This is a genomic window from Streptosporangium sp. NPDC003464 (assembly GCF_053588315.1).
This window is the reverse complement of record NZ_JBSFPS010000077.1, coordinates 14,206-35,978: the sequence shown is the minus strand read 5'-3', so window position 1 is coordinate 35,978 and position 21,773 is coordinate 14,206. Positions and strand designations below refer to the sequence as shown.

Below are 21,773 nucleotides of genomic sequence, written 5' to 3'. Positions count from 1 at the left end.
CCTACAGTGGGGCCACCCTTCGTGACCGCGGGGCGCGCCCGAGGGGCGCGCCCGGCTTCCGGGGCTCTCTGCCGTCAGACCGGAGACAGACCGTTGGTCGCCGCAGGCCAGCTCATGCGGATGCGCATGCCCTTCTGGCTGGGGTAGACCTGAACGTCGTCGGCCAGTCCCACGATGACCGCGATGCCGAAGCCGGTCATCATGGTGTCGGGAAGCTGCCCGAGCGGATCGTCGAACCGTAACAGCTCGCGCTCCTGCTCCAGCTCATCACTCGGGGCGGAGTCGGTGACAGTCACCTCGAAGCGCCCCAGATCATCACGTAGCTCGATGCGGATCGGCTCCCCCGGACAGTGGAGGCGATGCGCCTCGACGGCCCGGGAGCACGCTTCACCGACGGCGAGCCGTACCTCGTCCAGCAGCGACTCCGCCACGCCGGTGCGCCTGGCGATCGCCGTGGCGACCAGGCGTGCCGTGCGCACGTGCGCGGGGAGAGCGCTGAACGTCAGCTCGACGGTAGCCACGGCTACTTGTCTCGGCCGTGGGCTTCCTTGGCCTCCTCCACCGAGGCGTAGATCCCGAAGACCTTGGTCAGCCCGGTGATCCGGAAGATCTTCAGGATGCGCTCCTGGGTGCAGACCAGCTCCAGTGAGCCGTCGTGCGCCCGAACTCGCTTGAGCCCGCCGACCAGGACGCCAAGTCCCGTTGAGTCAAGGAAGTCGACCTTCTCCATGTTGACCAGGAGGTGGAAGTTCCCCTTGTTGACCAGGTCGATCAGGAGCTCACGCAATCTGGGCGCGGTGTAGACATCGATCTCACCCTCGACCTCAACGATGGTGAGACGGTCCTCGGAATGGTGGTCCAACTTCAGATCCACAGATCCTCCAGCGCCTTGCCTGCGAAAGTACCGATTCAGGCGTGACTCCTGGGACCGGGTGGCCCCCAGACGACAAGCCCCGACGCGCGGCATTCAACCATGCGTACGCTCAGTGTCTATACGAAATCACGATTCCCGGCGACTCTGCCCACAGATGCCAGACTGGAAACCAGTGACTCCGCCCTCATCCTCCTCGCTCCGAGCGGGCTCCGCGCTCACCCACCTGCTCGGCGTCCCCGCACGTCGTGAACGCGTGACCCACGTGGAGCATGTTCCAGCACGTCAAGCAGGTCAAGCCCACTGGCCGGAGTGGGTCCACGAGAGTCTGGTTACGCGCTGGGCGAACCACGGTATTTCTGGCCTGTGGCCACATCAAGCCGAGGCCGCTGAACTGGCGCATCGTGGTCAAAACGTGATCATTGCCACAGGCACCGCCTCGGGCAAATCCCTCTCCTACCTGGTCCCGGCCCTCTCCGCGGTGCTCGACGGCGGCACGATCCTTTACCTCACGCCTACCAAGGCACTGGCCGCCGACCAGCTCCGCGCCCTGAACGAGCTCGACCTCCCCGAGCTCCGCGCCGCCACCTTCGACGGCGACACCTCCTTCGAGGAACGGGCCTGGGTCCGCAAGCACGCCAACTACCTCCTGACCAACCCGGACATGCTCCACCGCACCCTGCTGCCCCGCCACGCCAACTGGTCGGCCTTCTGGCGGCGGCTGCGGATGGTCGTGGTGGACGAATGCCACGGCTACCGGGGCGTGTTCGGCTCCCACGTGGCCCAGATCCTGCGCCGCCTGCGCCGGATCTGCGCGCGGTACGGCTCCCGCCCCACCTTCGTGCTCTCCTCGGCCACGGCCAGCGAGCCCGGGACCTTCGCGATGCGCCTGACGGGCCTCCAGATGGCCGAGGTGACCACCGACGCCTCCCCCCGGGGCGCGACCACCTTCGCCCTGTGGGAGCCTCCCCTGACTGATCTACGCGGTGAGGGCGGCGCCCCCCTCCGCCGTCCCGCCACCGCCGAGAGCGCCGACCTCCTCGCGGACCTGGTGATCGCCGACATCCGCACCCTGGCCTTCGTCCGCTCCCGGCGCGCCGCCGAATCCGTGGCCCTCACCACCCGGGCGAAGCTCCAGGACCTCGTGGTCGACGTGGGGGCGCCGAAGGACCTGCCGGACAAGGTCGCCGCCTACCGGGCCGGATACCTGGCCGAGGACCGCCGGGGGCTGGAGAAGGCGTTCCGGTCGGGAGACCTGCTCGGGCTGGCGACCACCAATGCGCTGGAACTCGGCGTCGACGTGTCCGGGCTCGACGCCGTCCTCATCGCGGGCTGGCCGGGCACCCGGGCGTCGCTCTGGCAGCAGGCCGGACGGGCCGGGCGGGCCGGACAGGACGCCCTGGCGGTGCTGATCGCCAGGGACGACCCGCTGGACACCTACCTGGTCCACCACCCCGAGGCGCTGTTCGGCCGGCCCGTCGAGGCGATCGTGCTCGACCCCGACAACCCCTACGTGCTGGGGCCCCACCTGTGCGCCGCCGCCGCCGAGATCCCGCTCACCCGCGACGACCTGGAGACCTTCGGCCCGGCCACCAAGGAGGTGCTCGCCGGCCTGGTCACCGACGGCCTGCTCAGGGAGCGCGCCACGGGCTGGTTCTGGACCAGCCGCGAACGGGCCACCGACCTCGCCGACATCCGCGGCGCGGGCGGCGCGCCGGTCCAGGTCGTGGAGGCGTCCACCGGGCGGCTGCTCGGCACCGTGGACGAACCCTCGGCGCACACGACCGTGCACACCGGCGCCGTCTACGTCCACCAGGGAGAGACGTATCTGGTCGTCGAGCTCGACCTGGACTCGGGGGTCGCCCTCGTCGAGGCCGGGGCCACCGACTACACGACCTTCGCCAGGGACGTCACCGAGATCTCGGTGCTGGAGTCGCTCCGCTCGCACCCGCTCGGCCCGGGAGAGCTCCACTTCGGCTCGGTGGAGGTGACCCGCCAGGTCGTGTCCTATCTCAAGCGCCGCGCGCAGAGCGGCGAGCTCCTCGGCGACGAGCCCCTCGACCTGCCCCCGCGCACGCTGCGCACCCGGGCGGTGTGGTGGACGCTGCCCACCTCCGCGGTCGTCCCCCTCGCCGAGGACGGCCTCGACCTGGGCGGGGCCGCGCACGCGGCCGAGCACGCCGCCATCGGCCTGCTCCCGCTCTTCGCCACCTGTGACCGCTGGGACATCGGCGGGGTCTCCACCGAGCTCCACCCTGACACCGGGCTGCTGACCGTCTTCGTCTACGACGGCCACGAAGGCGGCGCGGGCTTCGCCGAACGCGGCTACGCCCGCGCCCTCGACTGGCTCACGGCCACCCGGGAGGCCATCGCCTCCTGCGAGTGCGAACGCGGCTGTCCCTCCTGCATCCAGTCGCCCAAGTGCGGCAACGGCAACGAGCCCCTGGACAAGGCGGGAGCCCTCCGGCTCCTGGCCGTCCTGCTCTCCGCCGACCCGCAGGAAACGTGATCGCGGGAGATCGCCGCCCCGTTCTCTCTCCCCCGAGAGGGTCCTCCGGGGAGTGCGGGGACACCCTGTGAGGGCCACCGTCCCCGGAGGGCCCTCCGGGGACTAGGGGATGCCGCAGGAGAGCGCCCCCCTGCCGCAAGGGGCTCCGGGGAGGGTGGGGACGTGCTGTGGGGACCACCGTCCCCGGAGCCCTCCAGGGATTAAGGGACGCCCTGTTGAGAGCTCCCCTGCCGCAAGGGGCCCTCCGGGAGTTACGGGGACACGCTGTGAGGGCCCCCTCCCCGGAGGGCCCTCCGGGACGTACGGCGCCGCAGGTGGGACCACCGTGAGGCGCGGGCCCGGCAGGAGGTCAGCCGCCGCCGGGGACGCGGCGACCGCCCGAGTAGGACGGACCGTCCTCGGCCTCCTCCTCGTCCTTGTCGGCGGCCCAGAAGTCGGTCGCCCCCGGCTGCGGGCGCTCCCAGAAACCGCTGTCCTCCATGGACCGGGGCGCGGGCGGGAGGTAGTCGTCCCACCGGTCACCGATCCGGACCGCGACCGGAGTGACGGAACCCACCTCGGGGATCGGAGCCGCGACGGGCAGCGCCAGGCGGGCGGGTCCGGGCCGGGGTGCCGGAACGGGTCCGGAGACCGGATCCGGACCGGCGGAAGCCTGCTCGGACGGATCCTGGGCGGAAGCCGGGGAGTACCGGGCGGGAGCCTGCTCGGACGGAACCCGTTGAACGGGAGACTGCTCGGACGGAACCGACGGGGCGGGAGCCTGCTCGGACGGAACCCGTTGAACGGGAGACTGCTCGGACGGAACCGACGGGGCGGGAGCCTGCTCGGACGGAACCCGCTGGGCGGGGGCCGGAGAGTGCTGGGCGGGGGCTGGCCGTACCGGGGAGTGAGCCGGTCCCCGCCGCGCCGAGGGAGGGCGCGTGGAGGACGGCGGCGCCGGGGCCGGCGGGGACTGCCCCGTCTTGACCACCGCGAGGATGACGGCGGGCCGCCGGGGGGCGATCGGGGCGGTGGGCCGCTGAGAAGCGGCTGTGGCAGTGGACCGCTGAGGAGCGGCCGGGGCGGTGGTGAGCCGGGGAGCGGCCGGGGCGGTGGCCGCGCCGGTGTCCCCGGCGGCCCCGGAAGCGGCCTCGGGCGTGCCGTCCCCACGGGGGTTGTTGATCATCGCCGCCGCTCCGGCCCCACCCGTGCCGCCGTCGTCGGCGGCCAGCAGCCTGCGGCGGACCCAGGCACCGCCGTGCGCGCCGAGCAGCAGCAGGATCAGTCCGCCGGCGATGAGGATGCCGTACCGGCTCATCCCGCCGTCCGGCGACTCCGACGACCGGGCCGCGACCTTGGTGTCCGTGACCGGCGTGAGGTCCGTGCCGGTGGGCGCGGGGTCAGCGGCCGGCTCCGTCCCGGTCTCGGCCGTCGCCGTACCGGCGTCGCGCTTGTCGTCCCGCTTGTCGTCCCGTTCGGCGGACGGCCGCGCTGGGCTGCCGTCCTTGGCCGTGGCCGGACGCCTGGGGGCCTCCGTGGGCGCGACCGCCGTCCTCGGCGATCGGGTCGGGGCCGTCGTGGGCTTCTTGGCGGGGAGCCGCGGCAGGTCCTGGACGCCGCTCTGCCGGGCGTCGTCCTTCTTCCGGCCGGTCTTCCCGCTCTGCCGGCCGTCGGCGCTCCCGCCGGTGTCCTGCCGGGCCGTACCGTCCCGGCTCCCGGTGCTCCTGTCGCCGCCGGCGTCCCGGCTCCCGGTGTCCTGGGTGGTCCGCGATGTCCTGGGGGCGGGGACGGCCACCGAGGCGACGGCCGAGCCGCCTGAGGACAGGGTGCCGCCGCCGCCGTCATCGCGCAGTGCCCGCACCGTGAACCCGATCCGCCGACCGGCCGCCTTCGCCGGGACGGACAGGGTCACCCGGCACGAGCCGCCGGAGCAGGCATTGGCCACCCGCACCGAGCCGACCTTGCCGGTCTGGCTGGTGTGAACCGTATAGCCCCGCAGGTCGGGCTCGGCCCCCTTGGCCCAGGTCACCACGGCCTCGTTGCCGTGCAGCCTGGCCTTCACCCCGCGCGGCGTCGACGGGGGAGCGGCCTGGATCAGGGTTCTGCGGGTCTCGTGCCATCCGGCGCCGAGGAGCTTGCCCCGCTGCTCAAGTTTGATCTCGTAGCTGCCGTTGGGGCGGTCCCGGGGATTCCACGAGTAGGAGACCTTCCGGTCCCCCTTCGCCACCTGCCGGCCGTTGACCGAGAGGACGGCGTCGAACAGCAGATCGACCGTGCCGGAGAGCGTCACCGCGCCGTTGGAGGTGACCCGCGACGGGACATGCAGCCGCGCTGTGGCCTGCGCCGGGCCCGCGGCGGCGAGCACGGCGGACATGGACACCAGCGGTGCGATCGCCGCCACGGCGACCAGCCTGCGGATCGTCGTCACGGAGCCTCCCTTCGTCGAGAGCCGCGCGCCGCCCGGCCGCCCGGAGGAGCCGACGGTCGCACGACGACCGGACGTGCCGGCCCTCCGGACCGGCTCGCACCGGCCCGGCTCCCCCGGACCCGCGATCGCGATCGGGGCGGACCGCTCGACGGCGCCGCGCCCCGGCGACCCGCGATCCACCCTTCCCAGGTCTGAGGGCGGGACAACATGGACCGGGGGTAAGCGGAACCTTACGTGAGATTTCCGGCTTTTGGACATGTCGTCTAAGAAGTCGTGATTCGATTGCGACCTTGCCCACAGGGGTCCGACAAGATCATTCAATCCTCCCTTTTCTCCGGATTCTCACCTCCCCTCACCGGCGCTTTGACGGATGCCCCATGACGGTCCGGCCGCGCGGCCCGGCGGGCCGTTCCGATCGCACCGACACGCTCATCGCGTGAATGGATCTCCCGGCTGATGCGGGGCCATATGCCGTCAACTCAGTCATATCTACGGGGCATATCCAATGGATCGACTGGATCGGCACACCGACCTCCGCAAAAGCCGCCCGGAGATTTCCGCCGGAAAACTCGTACGGCATGCCGCCGTGGCGCGGCGGCGGGAGAACGTGATCGCTCCGCCCGGCCGCGGGCCTGACGGCCGGGTCACCGTTCGATCGCTACCACACCCACGTTTCACCGGCCGCCGAAATGTCCGGAACCTAACGTGTGTGGACGTCGGCCGCGGAGTCTCCGTCGCCTCGACCGCCCGGCGGCCCGACCACGACATCCGCGCAGTGTTCCGAGAGGGAGCCCGACGATGAGCGATGAGTCCCCGATCACCGATGACCGCGATCCGGCACAGGTCGTGACCGCGATGGCCGATCACGTCCTCCGCCTGGCGAGCACGTGGACCGCGTGGGACGGCCGTCCGGCGCATATCGACGGGCGGGTCTACACCCCGCACAAGGCGATCCGGCGGGTGGCCGATCACCTCCTCGACCACCTCGCCGAGATGGAGGCCCGGCTGGCCGGGCACGAGACCATCCCCGATCACTGGCACGCCTCGGCGACCACCACCCCGGCCGACCTCGCCCCCTTCACCGAGCAGGACCTGGACGAGGCCCGCAGCCGCATCACCCGGCTCGCCCAGATCTGGACGGACCGGCTGAACGCGCTCACGCCCGACCAACTCGACCACTCCCCCGGCAAGGGCTGGACCTTCCGTCAACTCGCCTTCCACCTGGCCGGATCGACCTACTACGCCGACGCCGTGGGGGAGCTTTCGGCGACGGCCGCTCACTGACCCGGGCCCCCGCCCGGCCGTCCGCCGAGGCACCGCCGGGAAACGGCGGCACCGGCAAGGAGCCGCCAGGAAACCTCAGGCAGCCATGAACGGCCATGCCGCGGGCCGGCCGCCGTGCCACGGACCTGCCGGCCGCCGTGTCGCACCGGAACGGCAGCGGATCCCGCGCAGCGAGTCCGAGTCCGGGACGGCAGCCGATCCCGCGCAGCGGGCCCGGGCCCGGGACGCCGCGGCCCCTGCGTCCGGTCGCCGCCCGGCGGTCAGGGACGGGGCTTGAGCTGCCGGAGGGTGTAGCCGCTGCCCGCCGAGTCCAGGGACTTGGTGGCCTGTTTGAAGAGGTATTCGGCCCGCTCGTAGGACAGGCGGCGGCGGCCCGTCTCCGGGCACAGGTCGGTGTCCGCCGGCATCCGGGCCGGTCCGGGCCGCCGATCGGCGAGGAACAGAGGGCCGCGGGTCCGGCCGGCCACCAGGTGAGGGAGGAGCCGGGCGGTCCCGGAACGCCAGCTCACCCAGGTGTCGCCCGCGCGGGCCCGGCGGTCGTCCAGGTCCAGGTCCTCGACGTTCAGGGACAGAACGGCCGTCACCCCGGCCGCCGACTCGTGCAGCAGCCGCCACAGGGTCCGTTCGCGCAGCCGAAGGTCGGTACGGTTCCAGAGCGCCTCCAGCTGTGCGGGGCCGATCGTCTCCGTCGGGGTACGGACCTCGGCGCGCCGGTCGAGCGCCGCCGCGAGGTGGTCCAGGGCCGCCCAGGCTCCGAACGACCGGACGGCCGACCGGTGCCGGTTCCAGGTGCTGGCCGCCGCCTCACCCCAGGCCGTCGCGAACACCCGCGCCACCTGGTCGGCGGTCAGGGCGGCCAGCGGCATCTGATCGCCCAGGGTCAGGCGCAGGCGCCGCAGGGTCTGCCCGTACGAGCGGACCGTCCCGGCGTCCAGGTCGTCGCGTCCCAGGAAATCCTGAGCGGCCTGCGCGAGAGTGACACCCGGCGTGCCGGAAACAGCGATCTCGTCCGCGCGACGGCGCAGAAAAGCGCGCTCAGCGACGTTCCTGGTGAGAGAGGCGGCCCGCTCGAACTCCAGGCGCGCTTCTCCGTACCGTCCCAGCCGGATCAGGAGATCGCCCCGGACGCCCGGGAGAAGGTGGTAATCCTGCAACACGGGATCGGCGGTCAACGAGTCGACCAGGTCGAGCCCACGCTGCGGGCCGTACGCCATCCCGAGCGCCACAGCCCGGTTGAGCTGCACGATCGGTGTCGGCAGCACCCGGGCCAGCGCCTCGTACAGGGCCGCGATCTGCCTCCAGTCAGTGTCCTCGAAGGTCCGCGCCTGCGCGTGGCACACGGCGATCGCCGCCTGCAGCACATACGGGCCGGGCGCGCCGTCGATCTCCCGCGCCCGCAGCATCGCGGTGAAACCACGACGGATGAGCAGTTGATCCCAGCGTCCCCGGTTCTGCTCGTGCAGTTGGACGGGCTCACCCGACGGCCCGGTCCGCGCGGCCGAGCGGGACGCCTGGATCTCCATCAGCGCGACCAGGCCGTGCACCTCGGCCTCATGCGGTGCGAGTTCGGCCAGCAACCGGCCCAGCCGCAGCGCCTCAAGGCAGAGCCCCGGCCGCATCAGGTCGTCCCCGGAGGTCGCCGAATACCCCTCGTTGAAGATCAGATAAATGACCTCCAGCACCGACGACAGGCGCTCGGCCAGTTCCGAGTCGTCCGGCAGCTCGAACGGCACCTGCTCCTCGGCCAGCGCCCGCTTCGCCCCGGCGATGCGCTGGGCGATCCTCGGCTCGTTGACCAGGAACGCCCGCGCGATCTCCGCGGCCGTCAGACCACCGAGCAGCCGGAGCGTCAGCGCGACCCGCGCCTCGGTCGGAAGCATCGGGTGGCAGGAGATGAACATCAGCCGCAGGACGTCGTCCTGCTCGGGGTCCTGCTGCTGGTCCAGCTCGGAGTCCTGCTGGTCCAGCTCGTGGGCGAGCTGCTCGTGCTTGCGCTCCAGACGCTGGGACCGCCGTATGTGGTCGACGGCGCGGCGCTTGGCGATGGTCATCAGCCAGGCGCCGGGGTTGTCCGGGACGCCTGACTCCGGCCACTGTTCGAGCGCGGAGACGAGCGCGTCCTGGGCCAGCTCCTCGGCGAGACCGACATCGCGCACCAGCCGCGTGAGCCCAGCGATGATCTTGGCCGACTCCAGTTTCCAGACCGCGTCGACCGTGCGATGGACGTCCGTCACGAACACGATGACAGCACCGCCCTCATCCGCTCGCAAACCAGGGCTGCGCCATCAGCGCTTCAGGGGCCGAAGACCTGCTGGATCACGCTCTCGCCGTCACCTACGATCTTGCGGAAACGGCGGGTCAGCTCGATCGCCTCCTCCTTGGAGCGCACCTCGACCAGGGCGAAACCGGCCACGGCCTCCTTGGCCTCGGCGAACGGCCCGTCCATCACCGTGATCTCCTCACCGAAGGACGTCACCCGCACACCGCCCGGCTCCAGACCACCGGTGGCCAGCAGGACACCCGCCGCGGTCAGCTCCTCGATGAACTTGCCCATCTCCATGTAGAGGTTCTCGTTGGGGACGGCGTCAGTGGGCTTGGTCGTCATCAGGTAGCGCATGGGGGGTTCTCCTCAGTACTTCTCTTCCGTGGCTCTGCCTACACGTCGGACAAACCTATCTGACAGGGAATCGCATCGTTCCCTGTCAGATCACAGGTGGCTGCCCCCTATGGCCCCGGAAGAGGCACCCGCCCCAGGCAGGGCTCCCCTCCCCGGCAGGGCTCCGCTCCCGGGCAGGGCCTCCGCTCCAGGCCGGGAGGAGGCATCTGCCCTGGGCGGGCAGACCTTGGGGAGGGACAGAGCTGGGGACAGGATCCGGATCAGCCGATGAAGCCGGCGATGTGGACGGGTCCGGCGCGCGCACCGGCCATGATCGTCAAGTTGCCCACCACGGGCAGCGAAAGCCGTACGGCCACCTGGACATCGGCGATGCCGTCACCTCCGATGGAGCACCGCATGATCTTCGCTCCGTTCTCTCCGGCCAGCGAAGACGCCTGTGCACAGCCACGGTCCGGGGCGGCGAAGGCCAGACGGGCTGCAGCGAGCGCACTCAGATCGGCGGCGCTCTGCGCGCGGTGACGGGCCACCCTGGCCGCGCCGGCGAACATGACCGCCGCGGCCACCGCGAAGACCAGCGCCATGAGCCCGGCCACCCAGACCGTCGCCGCGCCCCGATCGCCCCCGCGCGCCTCCCGGAGCCATCGACACGCACCCCAAGGCCCACGACACACATCCAGGAACTCGCAAGAGGCACCCCAGAGCCCTCGACACACACCGCCCCGCGCCCCGGCCTCATCCCCTGTCGCCGTCAGCCTCACCGCTCCGTCCACAGCGTTCCCGAATTCCCGGCGCGAGGCGCCCACTCCATCGCCGCACCCACAGCGCCCTCACCGCCGAAGACCTGTCTCATCCCTCAGCTCCCGGCTCGGTGGCGGAGACCGCGGTCGCCCGGACGGTGACGGCCGGAAGTGAGGCACCCCAGCGGGGTCTGACGCTTGCCGAGACCTCCACCCGGGTCACCTCCGCGCTCCGGGTCACCATGACGTGCGCGCCTGCTGGGGCGGCTGCCAGAACGCCGCCCCGCACCCGTTCCAGCGATTCACCGCGCGAGGCGGCACGGGCTCCCATCCGGGCCGCGTCCACGCACTCCAGCTGCGCACCGACCGCCGCCACCCCCCACAATGCGGCGGCCAGCATCACCACGACGGCAGGCAGGACAACCGCAGTCTCCGCGGTCACCGACCCCTTCGATCCACTGGCATGGGCGATCGGCCCCACGGGGGTCACCCGGCCACGTTCAGCGCCCGGTTGATCAGCTCCGAGATCATCTGTTGGACCTCCGGACTCGACACCACCTTGAAAAGGAGGGCGGCGAAAGCGCAGGCGGCTATCGTGCCCACCGCGTATTCAGCGGTGGACATACCTCGATCGCGGCCCGGGCCAGCGATCAATGGCGTCCAGCGGGCGCGCAGCCACCGCAGCCGATCACGTCGGACGCCGCCGACGGTCGATTGAGCCATCGTTTCCTCCCGGAAATCCAGCCAGGCCCAGCACCCGGCATCTGTCGCACCAGATTTCCTTATGGACAGGTGGCCCTGTGGACACGAACAGCGTTCTGTGGATTTACGCCATCGCCTGTGGACAACCACGGGCAGCAGCCGCCGGAAGATCCGGGCAACCGCCGTCACGCCGATTCCATGCGCTCCTTCAACTCGGCGTTGAGCCGCAGAGCCTCCGTCAATTGATCTTCCAGAATGATGATGCGGCAGGCTGAGTCCAGACTGGTCCCCTGGTCGATCAGCTCGCGCGCCCGGGCGGCGAGACGGAGCTGGTGGCGGGAGTAGCGGCGATGGCCGCCACTCGACCGCTGCGGCTCGATCAGCTTCGCGGCGCCGAGGCTGCGCAGAAACGCGGGGGTGACGCCGAGCATCTCCGCGGCCCGGCCCATCGAGTACGCGGGATAGTCATCGTCGTCGAATTTGTCGGCCGGAGCCGAAGAGGCTGGAGCCATTGCACCTTCCGAGAGCGCGGACAAGGGCCCCGGTGCTACAGCACCGAGGCCCAGAGAGTTTCAACACCATCTACCGACCATTATGTCGGCTTTCGATTTCGCACAAACCTCCTCGTATGGGCAGTGCGCTGGATCGCATATGCGTAACCGGAGACCACCTTCCATCTCGTGGAGCTGCGACACCCGCGTGGCATTTCCGCGCCCACTGCGGGTGATCTTGATGGCGCTCGAATCTCTCCTTCCTCTTATCTGCACACTTGTCGTTCTTTCAGGGCGACCGACTGGCCGCCTGGCGACACTTCGCCCGCCGGAGCTCCTTCCCTGACACCCCGTCGAGCTTGAGCGCGCCCCCAGCCTTCACGGCAGGCCACCCTGCCGCGTCAAGCTGATCTTCACTTGCGGTAAGCCATAGACTATCCGCTTAACCTGAGAATGTCTACATTGATCACAACAGATTTATATTGATCATCGACCCATATAATCTACGACACGAGGCGACGCCCCCTCCGGCGCGGCCCGGCGCCCCCGAGGTCGTCGGCGGATCGGATGCGTCCGGCGGCCATCACGCACACCGGAGGCACTGGAAGCAGCCTTCAACACCTGTCCACAGATCCCACTCCATCTGTGGATAACTATGGGACAACCGAGATAATCCTGTGGATAACTCAAGGAATCAGCACGCCACCGGCGAGTCCTGCCACGACGGGGATGATGCCGAGAACGACGAAGGCAGGCAGGAAACAGAGTCCCAGCGGGGCGACAGCCTGAACCCCGACCCGTCGGGCAGCCGCTGATGACACGGCACGGGCGGCATGGCGGGAGTCGTCGGACAGCCTGGTGAGGACATCGGCCACCGGGGCGCCGCTGAGGGCGGCCCGGCTCATCATGCGCGCCAGGGGAGCCAGCGGACGTTCGGCTGCGAGAGCCTGCCAGGCGTCCTCCGGGGTGGCCCCCAGCCTCAACTGCCCGCTCACCCAGGCCAGCCGGTCGCCGAGCGGTCCGCCGACCGCCTCGACGGTGACGTCGATGGCACCGGTGATCGGCTGCCCGGCGCGCAGGCAGGAGACCATGAGGTCAGCCGCCAGCGGCAGGTCTGCCGCCACCCGCTCCCGTTCCCGGCGGAGCCGGGGCGACTCCCGCCTCCGAACGGCGATCAACGTGACCGTGGAGCCCGCCACCCCCACTGCGGCTCCCGGCACTCCACCGACGACGAGAAACACCATCAGCCCGATGGCGGTGGAGAGCGCCACCTCTCCCGGGCTCGGCCGCCGCCTGCCGGACGGACCACGGACCGCCCCCGTCTGAGGAGAGAACGAGGGCATCCCGGCCCCCGGCACGGCCCCGGCCAACCGGGCTGGAGAAGTCAGGCTCCGCCGGGCCCGGTGGAGCCGCTCGGCAGGATCATCGGGCGGGGTCCACAGCCACCCGACGATCCCGGCCAGGACGACGGCAAGCAAAATGGTCAACTCTGGCTCCTCACGATCAGCCGACTACGGAACCGCTCAGACAGCACGCGGGCAGCACGCCGACGCCACGCGGACGCCACGCGGGCGCCGCGTTCCGAACGCGGGTCAGACAGCACTCGGACGCCGCGTTCCGGGGCAAGGGGACCCCGGGAGATCGGGCGGCCCGGCTGTCCGGCGCGGCGTGGGCCGGTGAGAGCTCAAGCCTGCTGCGCATGGGCGACCAAGCGGTGAGTCCACCACAGGCCACAGCCGTCGAGCGCGAGGCCGATCGCCAGGCAGCCCACACCCGCCGGGCTGCCGAACAGGAAGTGCAGCGGCCGCATGCCCAGACCCGCCGCCATCAACAGGCCGAGCACAGGGAGTCCGGCCAGCAGGCGGGCGGTGGCGCGGGGGCCCGCGAGCTGGGCGGCGACGTCCTGGCGATGGGCCTGCGCCTCACGGAGGGAGGTGGCCAGGCGGTCGACGAGGACGGACAGGCCCGCTCCGACGTTCACGCTCACCTTCCAGCAGGCGGCCAGCCCGCGGAATGCCTCGCCTCCTTGCTCCGGCGCCGCGGCCAGCAGCGCGGCGGCCACGTCGCCGCCGTCCCTCGCCGCAGCGATCAACGGCCACAGCACCACCGGATCGGGAAACTCCGCGGCCGACACGGCACGGGCCAGCGCCTCGCCCGCCGTACGCCCGGCGGCCAACTCCGCCGCCAACCCCTGGCACAGCTCGATCGAGGCTGTCCGCCAGGCAGCCGTACGCCTGGAGGGCCGCGAGCGGCCGGTGAACAGCGCCGGCAGAGAACGTGATCCGCTCCGGGTCTGTTGCCGTATCCACCGCAGGCGAGCCGTTCCCGGGTCGGGCCCGGCCCACAACCACGCGGCCAGGGCGGCGAGGAGCACGGCCAGCGTCGTCATGGCAGTGCTCCCAGGACATCCGGGGTGAGACCGCCCCGTGCCAGTCCCGGAACACCCGGAACACCTGGAGCGGGACCACACGGCGACATCTCCAGGACATCCGGGATGAGACCGCCCGGCGACACCCCCAGGACATCAGGAGCAGGGTTGGTCGGCGACAGCCCGGGACCAGCCGGAGCAGAGCCGCCCGGTGACAGCTCCAGGACATCGGGGACCGGGGCGGGTGGCCGGGGGTGTGCTGCTGGGGGGACTTCCGGCTGCTTGCGGCGGCGGTCGGGCCGGGTGGGTCCGTATGGTCGGCGCGCAAGGCCGGGGAGCGTGGAGAGGACGGGGGCCCGGGCCAGGAGGGCGGACAGACCCGGGCCGGTGGTCGCGCGGCCGTCCGGGGAGAAGGTGAGGGCCGGTTCGGCGTCGACCAGACCTGAGGGGCGACGGGTCATCATGCAGATCTCGGCCACCCTCCGGCGGCCGCCGGTGTGGTCGCGCGCGAGGTGGATGACGACGTCCAGGGCTGCGGCGATCTGGCTGTGAACCGCCTCGCGGCTGAGACCTGCGGCACATGCCAGGGCCTCCAGGCGGGGTGGCACATCGGTCGCGGTGTTGGCGTGGAGGGTGCCACAACCGCCTTCGTGGCCGGTGTTGAGAGCCGCGAGGAGATCGACGACCTCGGCGCCCCGGACCTCGCCGACGACGAGACGGTCCGGGCGCATGCGCAGCGCCTGACGGACGAGGTCACGCAGGCAGACGCCACCGGCCCCCTCAAGGTTGGCCGGGCGCGACTCCAGGCGCACGACATGAGGGTGGAGCGGTCTCAGCTCGGCCGAGTCTTCGACCAGCAGCAACCGGTCACCGGGATCGGCCAGGGACAGCAGAGCCGACAGCAGGGTGGTCTTCCCCGTGCCCGTGCCACCGGTGACGAGGAAGGCCAGCCTCGACTCGATCACCGCGGTGAGGACGGGGACGGTGCCGGCCCTGATCGTGCCGGCCTCGACCAGATCGGGGAGGGTGAAGGTGCGACGGGGCGGGAGCCGCAGGGACAGGCAGGTGCCTCCGGCCGCCACGGGTGGCAGGACGGCGTGGAGCCGGACGCCTCCGGCCAGCCGGGCGTCGACATAGGGGCACGCGTCGTCCAGACGCCTGCCCGCGGCGGAGGCGAGGCGCTGGGCGAGCCGCCGGACCGCGTCTTCGCCGGGGAAGACGACCGGGGTCCGGCGCAGCCCGTGACCGTCGTCGACCCACACCTCACGCGGGCCGTTCACCAGCACATCGGTGACATCGGGCTCGGCCAGCAAGGGCTCCAGCGGACCGGCTCCGATCAGGTCGGCGCACAGGACACGTGCCACCGCCAGGATCTCCGCGTCGCCGAGCACCGCCCGTTCCGCCCGGAGGGCGACCGCGACGTGCGCGGCGCTGGGCTCGACCCCGGTCCGGGCCAGCCGTATCCGGACCGCCTCGACCAGCTCGGGTGAGACTTCCGTGGCGGTGCCGGGCCGCCTCATGTCTCCGCCGCGAGCAGCGAGCGCAGGAACGAGGCGCAGAACCGGCCGAGAAAGGTGCGGCGGCCGAGTGGGGGGACGTCGCCGCGGTTGAGGGCGGCGGCCAGGCGGGGCTGATCGGGGAGGCTGCCTGCATACGGCATGCGGAGCGAGGTCGCCACCACCTCGTCGTCCAGGACGCCGCCGCGCACGACGGCCCGCACCTCTCCGGTGTGCTTGCGCAGGCCGGCGAGCACCTGGGCCGCCGCGAGCACCCCCCGGACGTCGGCGGTGACGACCAGCAAGGTGGTGGAGGCCCTGCTGAGTGCCTCCACAGCGGCCTGGTCGGGATGGCGGGGCAGGTCGACGACCACCAGGTCGAAGCCCCGCCGTCCCGCTTCGAGGACCGAACGCATCGCCTCGGCGGGGATGGGCTCGACCTCGCCGCGGTGGAAGGAGAGGAGGGTCAGCTCGGCGAAGGTCGGCAGAGCCGCCTGGAGCGCGGTGAAGCTGATCCTCCCCTCGCGGGCGACCAGGTCGGACCAGCGCGCCCCGTCGGCCTCCTCCTGTCCGAGAAGGAGATCCAGGCCGCCGCCGAGCGGGTCGGCGTCGACGAGGAGGGTGCGGAGATGCTGTCTGGAGGCGCTCAGCGCCAGCGAGGCGGCGAGGACGCTGGCCCCGGCTCCCCCGCGGCCGGCGGCGACGCACACCACCAGCCCCGCTCTGGCCGCCGGCTCCACGACATCGGCGAACTCCTCGACCAGCTGCCGCTCGGCCGAGGGCAGCTCCAGCACGGCCTGGGCGCCGACCGTGACGCACTTCCGCCAGGTGTCGGGATCCTCGGGAGTGCGGGTGACAAGGATGACCCGGTGCCTGGGCGGCGGTCCGGTGGCGGCCAGGGCGTCGGCCATGTCGCTGCCGACGACGACCAGCGGGGCGCGGTTCCAATGGGGCCGGGCGTGTGCGGGCGCATGCGCGACATCGAGCTCGGCTCCGGCCGCTGCGGCGACACGGAGCAGGTCGTCAAGCAGATCGTGGTCCTCGGTGATGACCAGAGGGCGGTCCAAGAGTGCCTCCCTGAAGTGCGGAGGACTCACTTTCCGGGAGAGCCTGCCACGGCGAGGCCGCCGAACGCCGCTCTGTGGACAGCCAGAAGGGGCTGACGTCGTCTGTGGACAGTTGTCTGCCGACAGGTGTCTGTCCCCACCGCACCGCACGGAAAGTACGCCCTTGTGAAGGGAGCCGGACGGCTCTGCGGGGGGCGGGTGCGGTCCTGGACGATCAGGGGCGGCCGGACGTTCCGGGAAACGGTCGGACGTTCCGGGAAAAATGGCGACCCCCGCCGGGGGGGAGAGCGGGGGTCGCCAACCGGTCCGGCTCTGGGGGGGTAGAGCCGGTCCTGTTCGGAAGAAAGCTTCAGTCGTTCACCGGAGCATGGCAAGCGGATTGCATGGCCAACCCGTGCACAGTCACTCCGGTATGGGGAGATACCACCTCATGCTGCCCGATCAAGTTGAGTTTCGTCGAGGAGTAATCTCCAATTTCCGCCACCTTTTTTTCATGGGTAACAGTTGAGTTGCGACTCAGCCTTCAATGGGACACGCTCTACGTCGATCCGTTTTCGATCACCCAGGACCACAGGGGCTGTGGACCACATCTGTCCCGATCTGCACCCTCAAGAACACGGCGCGGCATAGATGGCGATTCGTCCACGAATGTCCCCTGATCTGTAAAGGTCTTGGTTTCAGGGGTTCCCCTCAGCCAGGATCAGGCATAGAAAGGTTGCACGGACCAGTTGTCCGGGCACGGCCGCCGGGTACCCACGTGCCGCCGAGCCGCGGGAGGCACCGTCAGGACGGGCTTGTCCCGTCCCGAGGATTATCTGGTGCACGCTTGGTAACCCGGCTGGAAGTGCCGGCGACGGCGCCCCATACCAGGGGCGCCGTTTGCTGTGCGGGTCCACTGAGGTGCGGGTCCACTGAGATGTGGGCCCACTGAGGTGCAGGGTCGTTACGGCACGGGCCCACTGAGGTGCCGGGCCGCTACGGCACGGGCCTGCTACGGCACGGGCCGCTGCGGCGCGGGCCTGCTGAGACACAGGCCCGCTGAGACACGAGCCCGCTGAGACACGGGCGAAGATGTCCGTGATCAGCCGCGAGTGATCGCCGTCGGCCGCAGGCGGTCGAGATCAGCCGCGCTGCATGGCCTCGCATATCGCCGTGGCCTCCCGGACACCAAGGGTGACCGCCGAGGCGCAGTGCCGCACCCACTCCGCGACCCCGTCGGGGGTCCCGCTCAGATAGGCCCGCAGGCTCTCGGCGTAGGCCGCCCCGAGTTCGAGATGGCCCAGCTCGACGGCCGCCAGTGACTTCGGGTCCAGGCCGAACTCCACGAGCGTCAGCCGTTCGGCCGCCCGGGCGACCACCCCGTCCGCCGACCCGAACGGGCGCAGCACCACCAGCTCGGCGTGCACGATGGCGGCCAGCACCAGCGCGGGCGCCTTGGAGGTCCTGGTGACCAGGTCGACCAGCCCGTCGACCCGGGCCACGGTCTCCTCCGGCCCCGGCGCGGCGCCCAGGCCGAGGGGGTCGGGCGTCTCGGCGGCGGTCCGGGGACGGCCGAGGTCTTCGGTGAGGCCGGCGGCCGCGAGGGTGTGCAGCCTGGCCAGCACCTGACGGGGGGCCGTGCGCCAGGTCGGGCCGAGCCGCCCCAGCTCGGCCGAGACCCGCAGCGCCCCCTGGACGACGGGGTCGGTGACCTCCGGGATGGCCTCAAGCGGGACGTCCACACCGTCGAGGGCGGCGGACGCGCGGGCGCCGCGCAGCGCCGATCTGGCCGACACCTCCGGGCTCTTGCGCCGTAGCACGCGATGCCCGTAAAGCCGGTCCACGGCCTTGCGCGCGTCGGTGACCGCCTCCGGCACTCCGGGAAGTTCGGCGATGACAGCCAATGGGTCGCTCACGTTCCCCGACCCTACCGGCCAGTCAACAAGGCCCCGACCGCGCCACCGAAACCGGCGGCGGACCGTTCGGCGAACGCATACCGCCGTCCAGCGCACCGCCGTACTAAAGCGCACGGAATAACGCCTTCTACATTCCTATGGTGTCGAAAAGGCAACGTTTCTGCCCCACGATTACCCGGCGTTAAGGCGTTTGTGAGCCGCTATGACCCCTATCACCGATTGGTACAGACCTGTCTAGACCTCTTGTGGCAAGCCCCTCTGGCCTGGTGAAGTGGGACACGACCAGTCACCTAGCAGTACGTAAGGAGTGCGCAGTGGCCCCGGAGACACCTGGTTCCGAGTCGCGTGAGACCCAGGAGACCTTGTCGAACCTGCTGCACGAGACCCGGCGGTTCGCACCTCCTGCCGACCTGGCCGCGGCCGCGAACGTGACCCTCGACGCCTACGCCGAGGCGGAGCAGGACCGCCTGGCGTTCTGGGAGAAGCAGGCGGACCGGCTGAACTGGTCCAAGCGCTGGGACTCCCCTCTTGAGTGGAACGCGCCCTTCGCCAAGTGGTTCGTCGGCGGAGAGCTCAACATCGCCTACAACTGTGTCGACCGCCACGTCGAGGCCGGTCGCGGCGACAAGGTCGCCTACCACTGGGAGGGCGAGCCGGAAGGCGACAGCCGCACTCTCACCTACTCGGACCTGCAGCGCGAGGTCGCCAAGGCCGCCAACGCGCTGCAGGAGCTCGGTGTCGGCAAGGGTGACCGGGTCGCCGTCTACATGCCGATGATCCCCGAGCTGCCGATCACCATGCTCGCCTGCGCCCGCATCGGCGCGGTCCACTCGGTGGTGTTCGGCGGCTTCTCCTCCAGCGCGCTCAGCGGCCGGATCCAGGACGCCGACGCCAAGGTCGTGGTCACCGCCGACGGCGGCTACCGCCGGGGCGCGCCCAGCGCCCTCAAGCCGACCGTGGACGAGGCGGTCAAGGAGTGCCCGGGCATCGAGCACGTCCTGGTCGTGCGCAGGACCGGTCAGGAGGTGGCCTGGACCGAGAAGGACGTCTGGTGGCACGACCTCGTGGACCGGCAGTCCGACGCCCACCAGGCGCAGGCCCACGACTCCGAGGACCCGCTCTACATCCTCTACACCAGCGGCACGACCGGTAAGCCCAAGGGCATCCTGCACACCACCGGCGGCTACCTGACCCAGGTCGCCTACACCCACCACGCGGTGTTCGACCTCAAGCCGGAGACCGACGTCTACTGGTGCACCGCCGACATCGGCTGGGTGACCGGCCACTCCTACATCGTGTACGGCCCGCTGGCCAACGGCGCGACCAGCGTCATCTACGAGGGCACCCCGGACACCCCGCACCGCGGCCGGTTCTGGGAGATCGTGCAGAAGTACAAGGTCACGATCCTCTACACCGCCCCGACGGCGATCCGCACCTTCATGAAGTGGGGTGACGACATCCCCGCCAAGTACGACATGTCGTCCCTGCGCATCCTGGGCAGCGTCGGCGAGCCGATCAACCCCGAGGCCTACGTCTGGTACCGCGAGCACATCGGCGGCGAGCGCTGCCCGGTCGTGGACACCTGGTGGCAGACCGAGACCGGCGGCATCATGATCAGCCCGCTGCCCGGCGTCACCGCCGCCAAGCCCGGCGCGGCGATGCGCCCGCTGCCCGGCATCAGCGCCGACGTGGTCGACGACCAGGGCAACACCGTCGGCAACGGCGGCGGCGGCTTCCTGGTGCTCCGCGAGCCGTGGCCGGCCATGCTCCGCACGATCTGGGGTGACGACCAGCGCTACATCGACACCTACTGGTCCCGCTTCGAGGGCATGTACTTCGCCGGCGACGGCGCCAAGAAGGACGAGGACGGCGACCTGTGGCTGCTCGGCCGCGTCGACGACGTCATGCTCGTCTCCGGCCACAACATCTCCACCACCGAGGTGGAGTCGGCCCTGGTCTCCCACCCGAAGGTCGCCGAGGCGGCCGTGGTCGGCGCGACCGACCCGGTGACCGGCCAGGCCATCGTGTCGTTCGTGATCCTGCGCGGCAGCGCCGAGGAGAGCGCCGACATCGCCACCGAGCTCCGCAACCACGTGGCCAAGACCCTGGGTCCGATCGCCAAGCCGCGCCAGATCCTGGTCGTCCCCGAGCTGCCGAAGACCCGCTCGGGCAAGATCATGCGGCGCCTCCTGCGCGACGTGGCCGAGAACCGCAGCATCGGCGACGTCACCACGCTGGCCGACAGCACGGTGATGAACCTCATCTCCGAGCAGCTCCCCAGCGCCAAGAACGACGACTGAGCGGCGGCGAGCGCCGCCCGGAAGGCGCGGTCCCCGATGCCGGGACCGCGCCTTTCCCGTGCGGACCGCCGCGGACCGTAGATCACGCCACCGCCACGGAGCACGGACCACCGAGCACACCGCCGCGGGCTACCGGGCACGCCATCGCCATGGACCATGGGTCACGGACCGCGCAGGCGCGGCCACGGACCACGGGCGCGGGCCGGTTGGGCCGTCCCCGCGGCCACCGTCGCCGCCGCCCGCTTCACCCGGCGCCCGAACGTCCTGGCCCTGCCGGCCGAGTAGCGGTCACCGCCGTGTACGGCCTGCCGCAGGCCGGACGGGTCCCCGGACTCCGGTCCCACCGGCCGCCCCTTCCTCGTCCGGTGTCTCGTCGGGACGGCCCGGTGTCTCATCGGGACCGGCGGCGTTCACACGGCCGTCGCCGGGGTAGCGCCGGGCCTGATGACCAACGTGCACAGCGGCCCGGGCGAGGGGAGCTCCCCCGCCGAGCCGGCCGACCACCGCGTCCACCCGTTCTCGGCGGACCGCACGGCGTCCGCGTCCATGCCAGCGTCCGCGTCCATGCCAGCGTCCGTGTCCATGCCAGCGTCCGTGTCCATGCCAGCGTCCGCGTCCGTGCCAGCGTCCGTGTCCGCGGGGGTCACGCTCGGCGCTGAGGCCGTCGGCGCGGTGGCCGCCCACCAGGTGGTGCCGGGGGTGATCGCCCGACCGGTCGTGGGTAAGTTCCTCCATGTCTTCGGCGGGGCGCGGCCGGCCGTACGGCCCGGCTTGGCCAGACTGTCGGAGGAACTGCACCGGCGGGGACACGGCCACCGTCTCGATACCGGCCGCGATCGGGTTCACCGTGTGCCTGCTCATCGGCGACCGGGCCTACGGCGACGGCCCGGAACGGGTGAACACGGTGACCATCGGGGTGCTCCTGGCGAGCACCACGGCACCGGCCTCGCGGCGATCCTGCTCCGGGGGCGCGTGCACAACCACCTCAACGCGCAGGATGATGTCTGATACCGGCGCTTGATAGGAGAT

17 protein-coding genes and 4 pseudogenes are annotated in these 21,773 nt (G+C 71.2%); 5 read left to right on the top strand and 16 right to left on the bottom strand.

The annotated features are described in order from the left end of the window. Window positions 1–74 precede the first annotated feature (74 nt). Both ACWDS7_RS19015 and ACWDS7_RS19010 read right to left on the bottom strand, forming a co-directional pair. Window positions 75–521: an ATP-binding protein gene (locus tag ACWDS7_RS19015; RefSeq protein ID WP_306860602.1), complete on the bottom strand. Its 447-nt coding sequence runs from the start codon at window positions 519–521 to the stop codon at window positions 75–77. 2 nt (window positions 522–523) lie between these two features. Further along, a complete protein-coding gene (locus ACWDS7_RS19010; RefSeq protein WP_012887265.1) occupies window positions 524–874 on the bottom strand; it encodes an STAS domain-containing protein in 351 nt (116 codons plus the stop codon). A 154-nt stretch (window positions 875–1,028) separates the two neighbouring features. Between ACWDS7_RS19010 and ACWDS7_RS19005 the strand changes: the two genes are divergently transcribed. Then, entirely contained in the window at window positions 1,029–3,380 is a 2,352-nt protein-coding gene (locus tag ACWDS7_RS19005; RefSeq protein ID WP_451930329.1) for a DEAD/DEAH box helicase, read from the top strand. A gap of 349 nt (window positions 3,381–3,729) precedes the next feature. On the opposite strand, the gene ACWDS7_RS19000 is transcribed toward ACWDS7_RS19005, so the two are convergent. Continuing rightward, window positions 3,730–5,787 (bottom strand): hypothetical protein, encoded by a 2,058-nt coding sequence (locus ACWDS7_RS19000; RefSeq protein ID WP_451930328.1) that lies wholly within the window; start codon window positions 5,785–5,787, stop codon window positions 3,730–3,732. 798 nt (window positions 5,788–6,585) lie between these two features. On the opposite strand from ACWDS7_RS19000, the gene ACWDS7_RS18995 reads away from it, so the two are divergent. After that, a complete protein-coding gene (locus ACWDS7_RS18995; RefSeq protein ID WP_451930327.1) occupies window positions 6,586–7,071 on the top strand; it encodes a hypothetical protein in 486 nt (161 codons plus the stop codon). 260 nt (window positions 7,072–7,331) lie between these two features. Here ACWDS7_RS18995 and ACWDS7_RS18990 read toward each other — a convergent pair. The 12 genes and pseudogenes from ACWDS7_RS18990 to ACWDS7_RS18935 form a co-directional block, all read right to left on the bottom strand. Beyond that, window positions 7,332–7,988 (bottom strand): annotated as a pseudogene (locus tag ACWDS7_RS18990) (site-specific integrase); the annotation flags it as partial. Window positions 7,989–8,081: 93 nt separating this feature from the next. Next, window positions 8,082–9,311: pseudogene (locus ACWDS7_RS18985) on the bottom strand (RNA polymerase sigma factor); the annotation flags it as partial. A gap of 53 nt (window positions 9,312–9,364) precedes the next feature. Beyond that, window positions 9,365–9,688: a YciI family protein gene (locus tag ACWDS7_RS18980; protein WP_451930326.1), complete on the bottom strand. Its 324-nt coding sequence runs from the start codon at window positions 9,686–9,688 to the stop codon at window positions 9,365–9,367. A gap of 260 nt (window positions 9,689–9,948) precedes the next feature. Further along, window positions 9,949–10,281 carry an Rv3654c family TadE-like protein gene (locus ACWDS7_RS18975; protein WP_451930325.1) on the bottom strand — a complete coding sequence of 111 codons (333 nt, stop codon included), beginning with the start codon at window positions 10,279–10,281 and terminating at the stop codon, window positions 9,949–9,951. Window positions 10,282–10,534: 253 nt separating this feature from the next. Then, a complete protein-coding gene (locus tag ACWDS7_RS18970) occupies window positions 10,535–10,867 on the bottom strand; it encodes a TadE family type IV pilus minor pilin (protein WP_451930324.1) in 333 nt (110 codons plus the stop codon). A gap of 44 nt (window positions 10,868–10,911) precedes the next feature. Next, the gene (locus tag ACWDS7_RS18965; protein ID WP_451930323.1) at window positions 10,912–11,316 is read right to left on the bottom strand and encodes a DUF4244 domain-containing protein; all 405 of its coding nucleotides are present in this window, start codon (window positions 11,314–11,316) and stop codon (window positions 10,912–10,914) included. Further along, window positions 11,313–11,639, bottom strand: coding sequence for a MerR family transcriptional regulator (locus tag ACWDS7_RS18960; protein WP_306860621.1), 327 nt, complete (start codon window positions 11,637–11,639; stop codon window positions 11,313–11,315). The genes ACWDS7_RS18965 and ACWDS7_RS18960 overlap by 4 nt, the downstream gene beginning before the upstream one ends. Window positions 11,640–12,304: 665 nt before the next feature. Continuing rightward, on the bottom strand, window positions 12,305–13,105 hold the full coding sequence (locus ACWDS7_RS18955; RefSeq protein WP_451930322.1) for a type II secretion system F family protein: 801 nt from the start codon (window positions 13,103–13,105) through the stop codon (window positions 12,305–12,307). 197 nt (window positions 13,106–13,302) lie between these two features. Beyond that, window positions 13,303–14,007, bottom strand: a complete 705-nt coding sequence (locus ACWDS7_RS18950; protein ID WP_451930321.1) for a type II secretion system F family protein — start codon at window positions 14,005–14,007, stop codon at window positions 13,303–13,305. A 338-nt stretch (window positions 14,008–14,345) separates the two neighbouring features. Then, window positions 14,346–15,506 (bottom strand): annotated as a pseudogene (locus ACWDS7_RS18945) (TadA family conjugal transfer-associated ATPase); the annotation flags it as partial. After that, window positions 15,503–16,549: a septum site-determining protein Ssd gene (gene ssd, locus ACWDS7_RS18940; RefSeq protein ID WP_451930320.1), complete on the bottom strand. Its 1,047-nt coding sequence runs from the start codon at window positions 16,547–16,549 to the stop codon at window positions 15,503–15,505. The gene ssd and the pseudogene ACWDS7_RS18945, both read right to left, overlap by 4 nt. A gap of 1,121 nt (window positions 16,550–17,670) precedes the next feature. Continuing rightward, window positions 17,671–18,444 (bottom strand): Fic family protein, encoded by a 774-nt coding sequence (locus ACWDS7_RS18935; RefSeq protein WP_306860629.1) that lies wholly within the window; start codon window positions 18,442–18,444, stop codon window positions 17,671–17,673. A gap of 314 nt (window positions 18,445–18,758) precedes the next feature. Here ACWDS7_RS18935 and acs point away from each other — a divergent pair, with 314 nt between their 5' ends. Further along, complete coding sequence (gene acs, locus ACWDS7_RS18930) at window positions 18,759–20,744, top strand: acetate--CoA ligase (RefSeq protein ID WP_451930319.1); 1,986 nt, start codon at window positions 18,759–18,761, stop codon at window positions 20,742–20,744. Between the two features lie 161 nt (window positions 20,745–20,905). Here the strand turns inward: acs and ACWDS7_RS18925 are convergent, their stop codons facing one another. Then, window positions 20,906–21,088, bottom strand: a complete 183-nt coding sequence (locus ACWDS7_RS18925; RefSeq protein WP_451930318.1) for a hypothetical protein — start codon at window positions 21,086–21,088, stop codon at window positions 20,906–20,908. Between the two features lie 100 nt (window positions 21,089–21,188). Here ACWDS7_RS18925 and ACWDS7_RS18920 point away from each other — a divergent pair. Together ACWDS7_RS18920 and ACWDS7_RS18915 are read left to right on the top strand one after the other, a co-directional pair. Beyond that, a pseudogene (locus ACWDS7_RS18920) lies at window positions 21,189–21,482 on the top strand (hypothetical protein); the annotation flags it as partial. After that, window positions 21,478–21,765 (top strand): Na+/H+ antiporter NhaA, encoded by a 288-nt coding sequence (locus ACWDS7_RS18915; RefSeq protein WP_451930317.1) that lies wholly within the window; start codon window positions 21,478–21,480, stop codon window positions 21,763–21,765. The pseudogene ACWDS7_RS18920 and the gene ACWDS7_RS18915, both read left to right, overlap by 5 nt. The last annotated feature ends 8 nt before the right edge of the window (window positions 21,766–21,773 follow it).

What these genes read in the sequence shown, in the direction of transcription:
- ACWDS7_RS19005 (WP_451930329.1), top strand. Translation starts at nt 1,029, where the DNA reads ATGCCAGACTGGAAACCAGTGACTCCGCCCTCATCCTCCTCGCTCCGA.
- ACWDS7_RS18995 (WP_451930327.1), top strand. Translation starts at nt 6,586, where the DNA reads ATGAGCGATGAGTCCCCGATCACCGATGACCGCGATCCGGCACAGGTC.
- ACWDS7_RS18980 (WP_451930326.1), bottom strand. Translation starts at nt 9,688, where the DNA reads ATGCGCTACCTGATGACGACCAAGCCCACTGACGCCGTCCCCAACGAG.
- ACWDS7_RS18960 (WP_306860621.1), bottom strand. Translation starts at nt 11,639, where the DNA reads ATGGCTCCAGCCTCTTCGGCTCCGGCCGACAAATTCGACGACGATGAC.
- ACWDS7_RS18950 (WP_451930321.1), bottom strand. Translation starts at nt 14,007, where the DNA reads ATGACGACGCTGGCCGTGCTCCTCGCCGCCCTGGCCGCGTGGTTGTGG.
- ACWDS7_RS18915 (WP_451930317.1), top strand. Translation starts at nt 21,478, where the DNA reads ATGTCTTCGGCGGGGCGCGGCCGGCCGTACGGCCCGGCTTGGCCAGAC.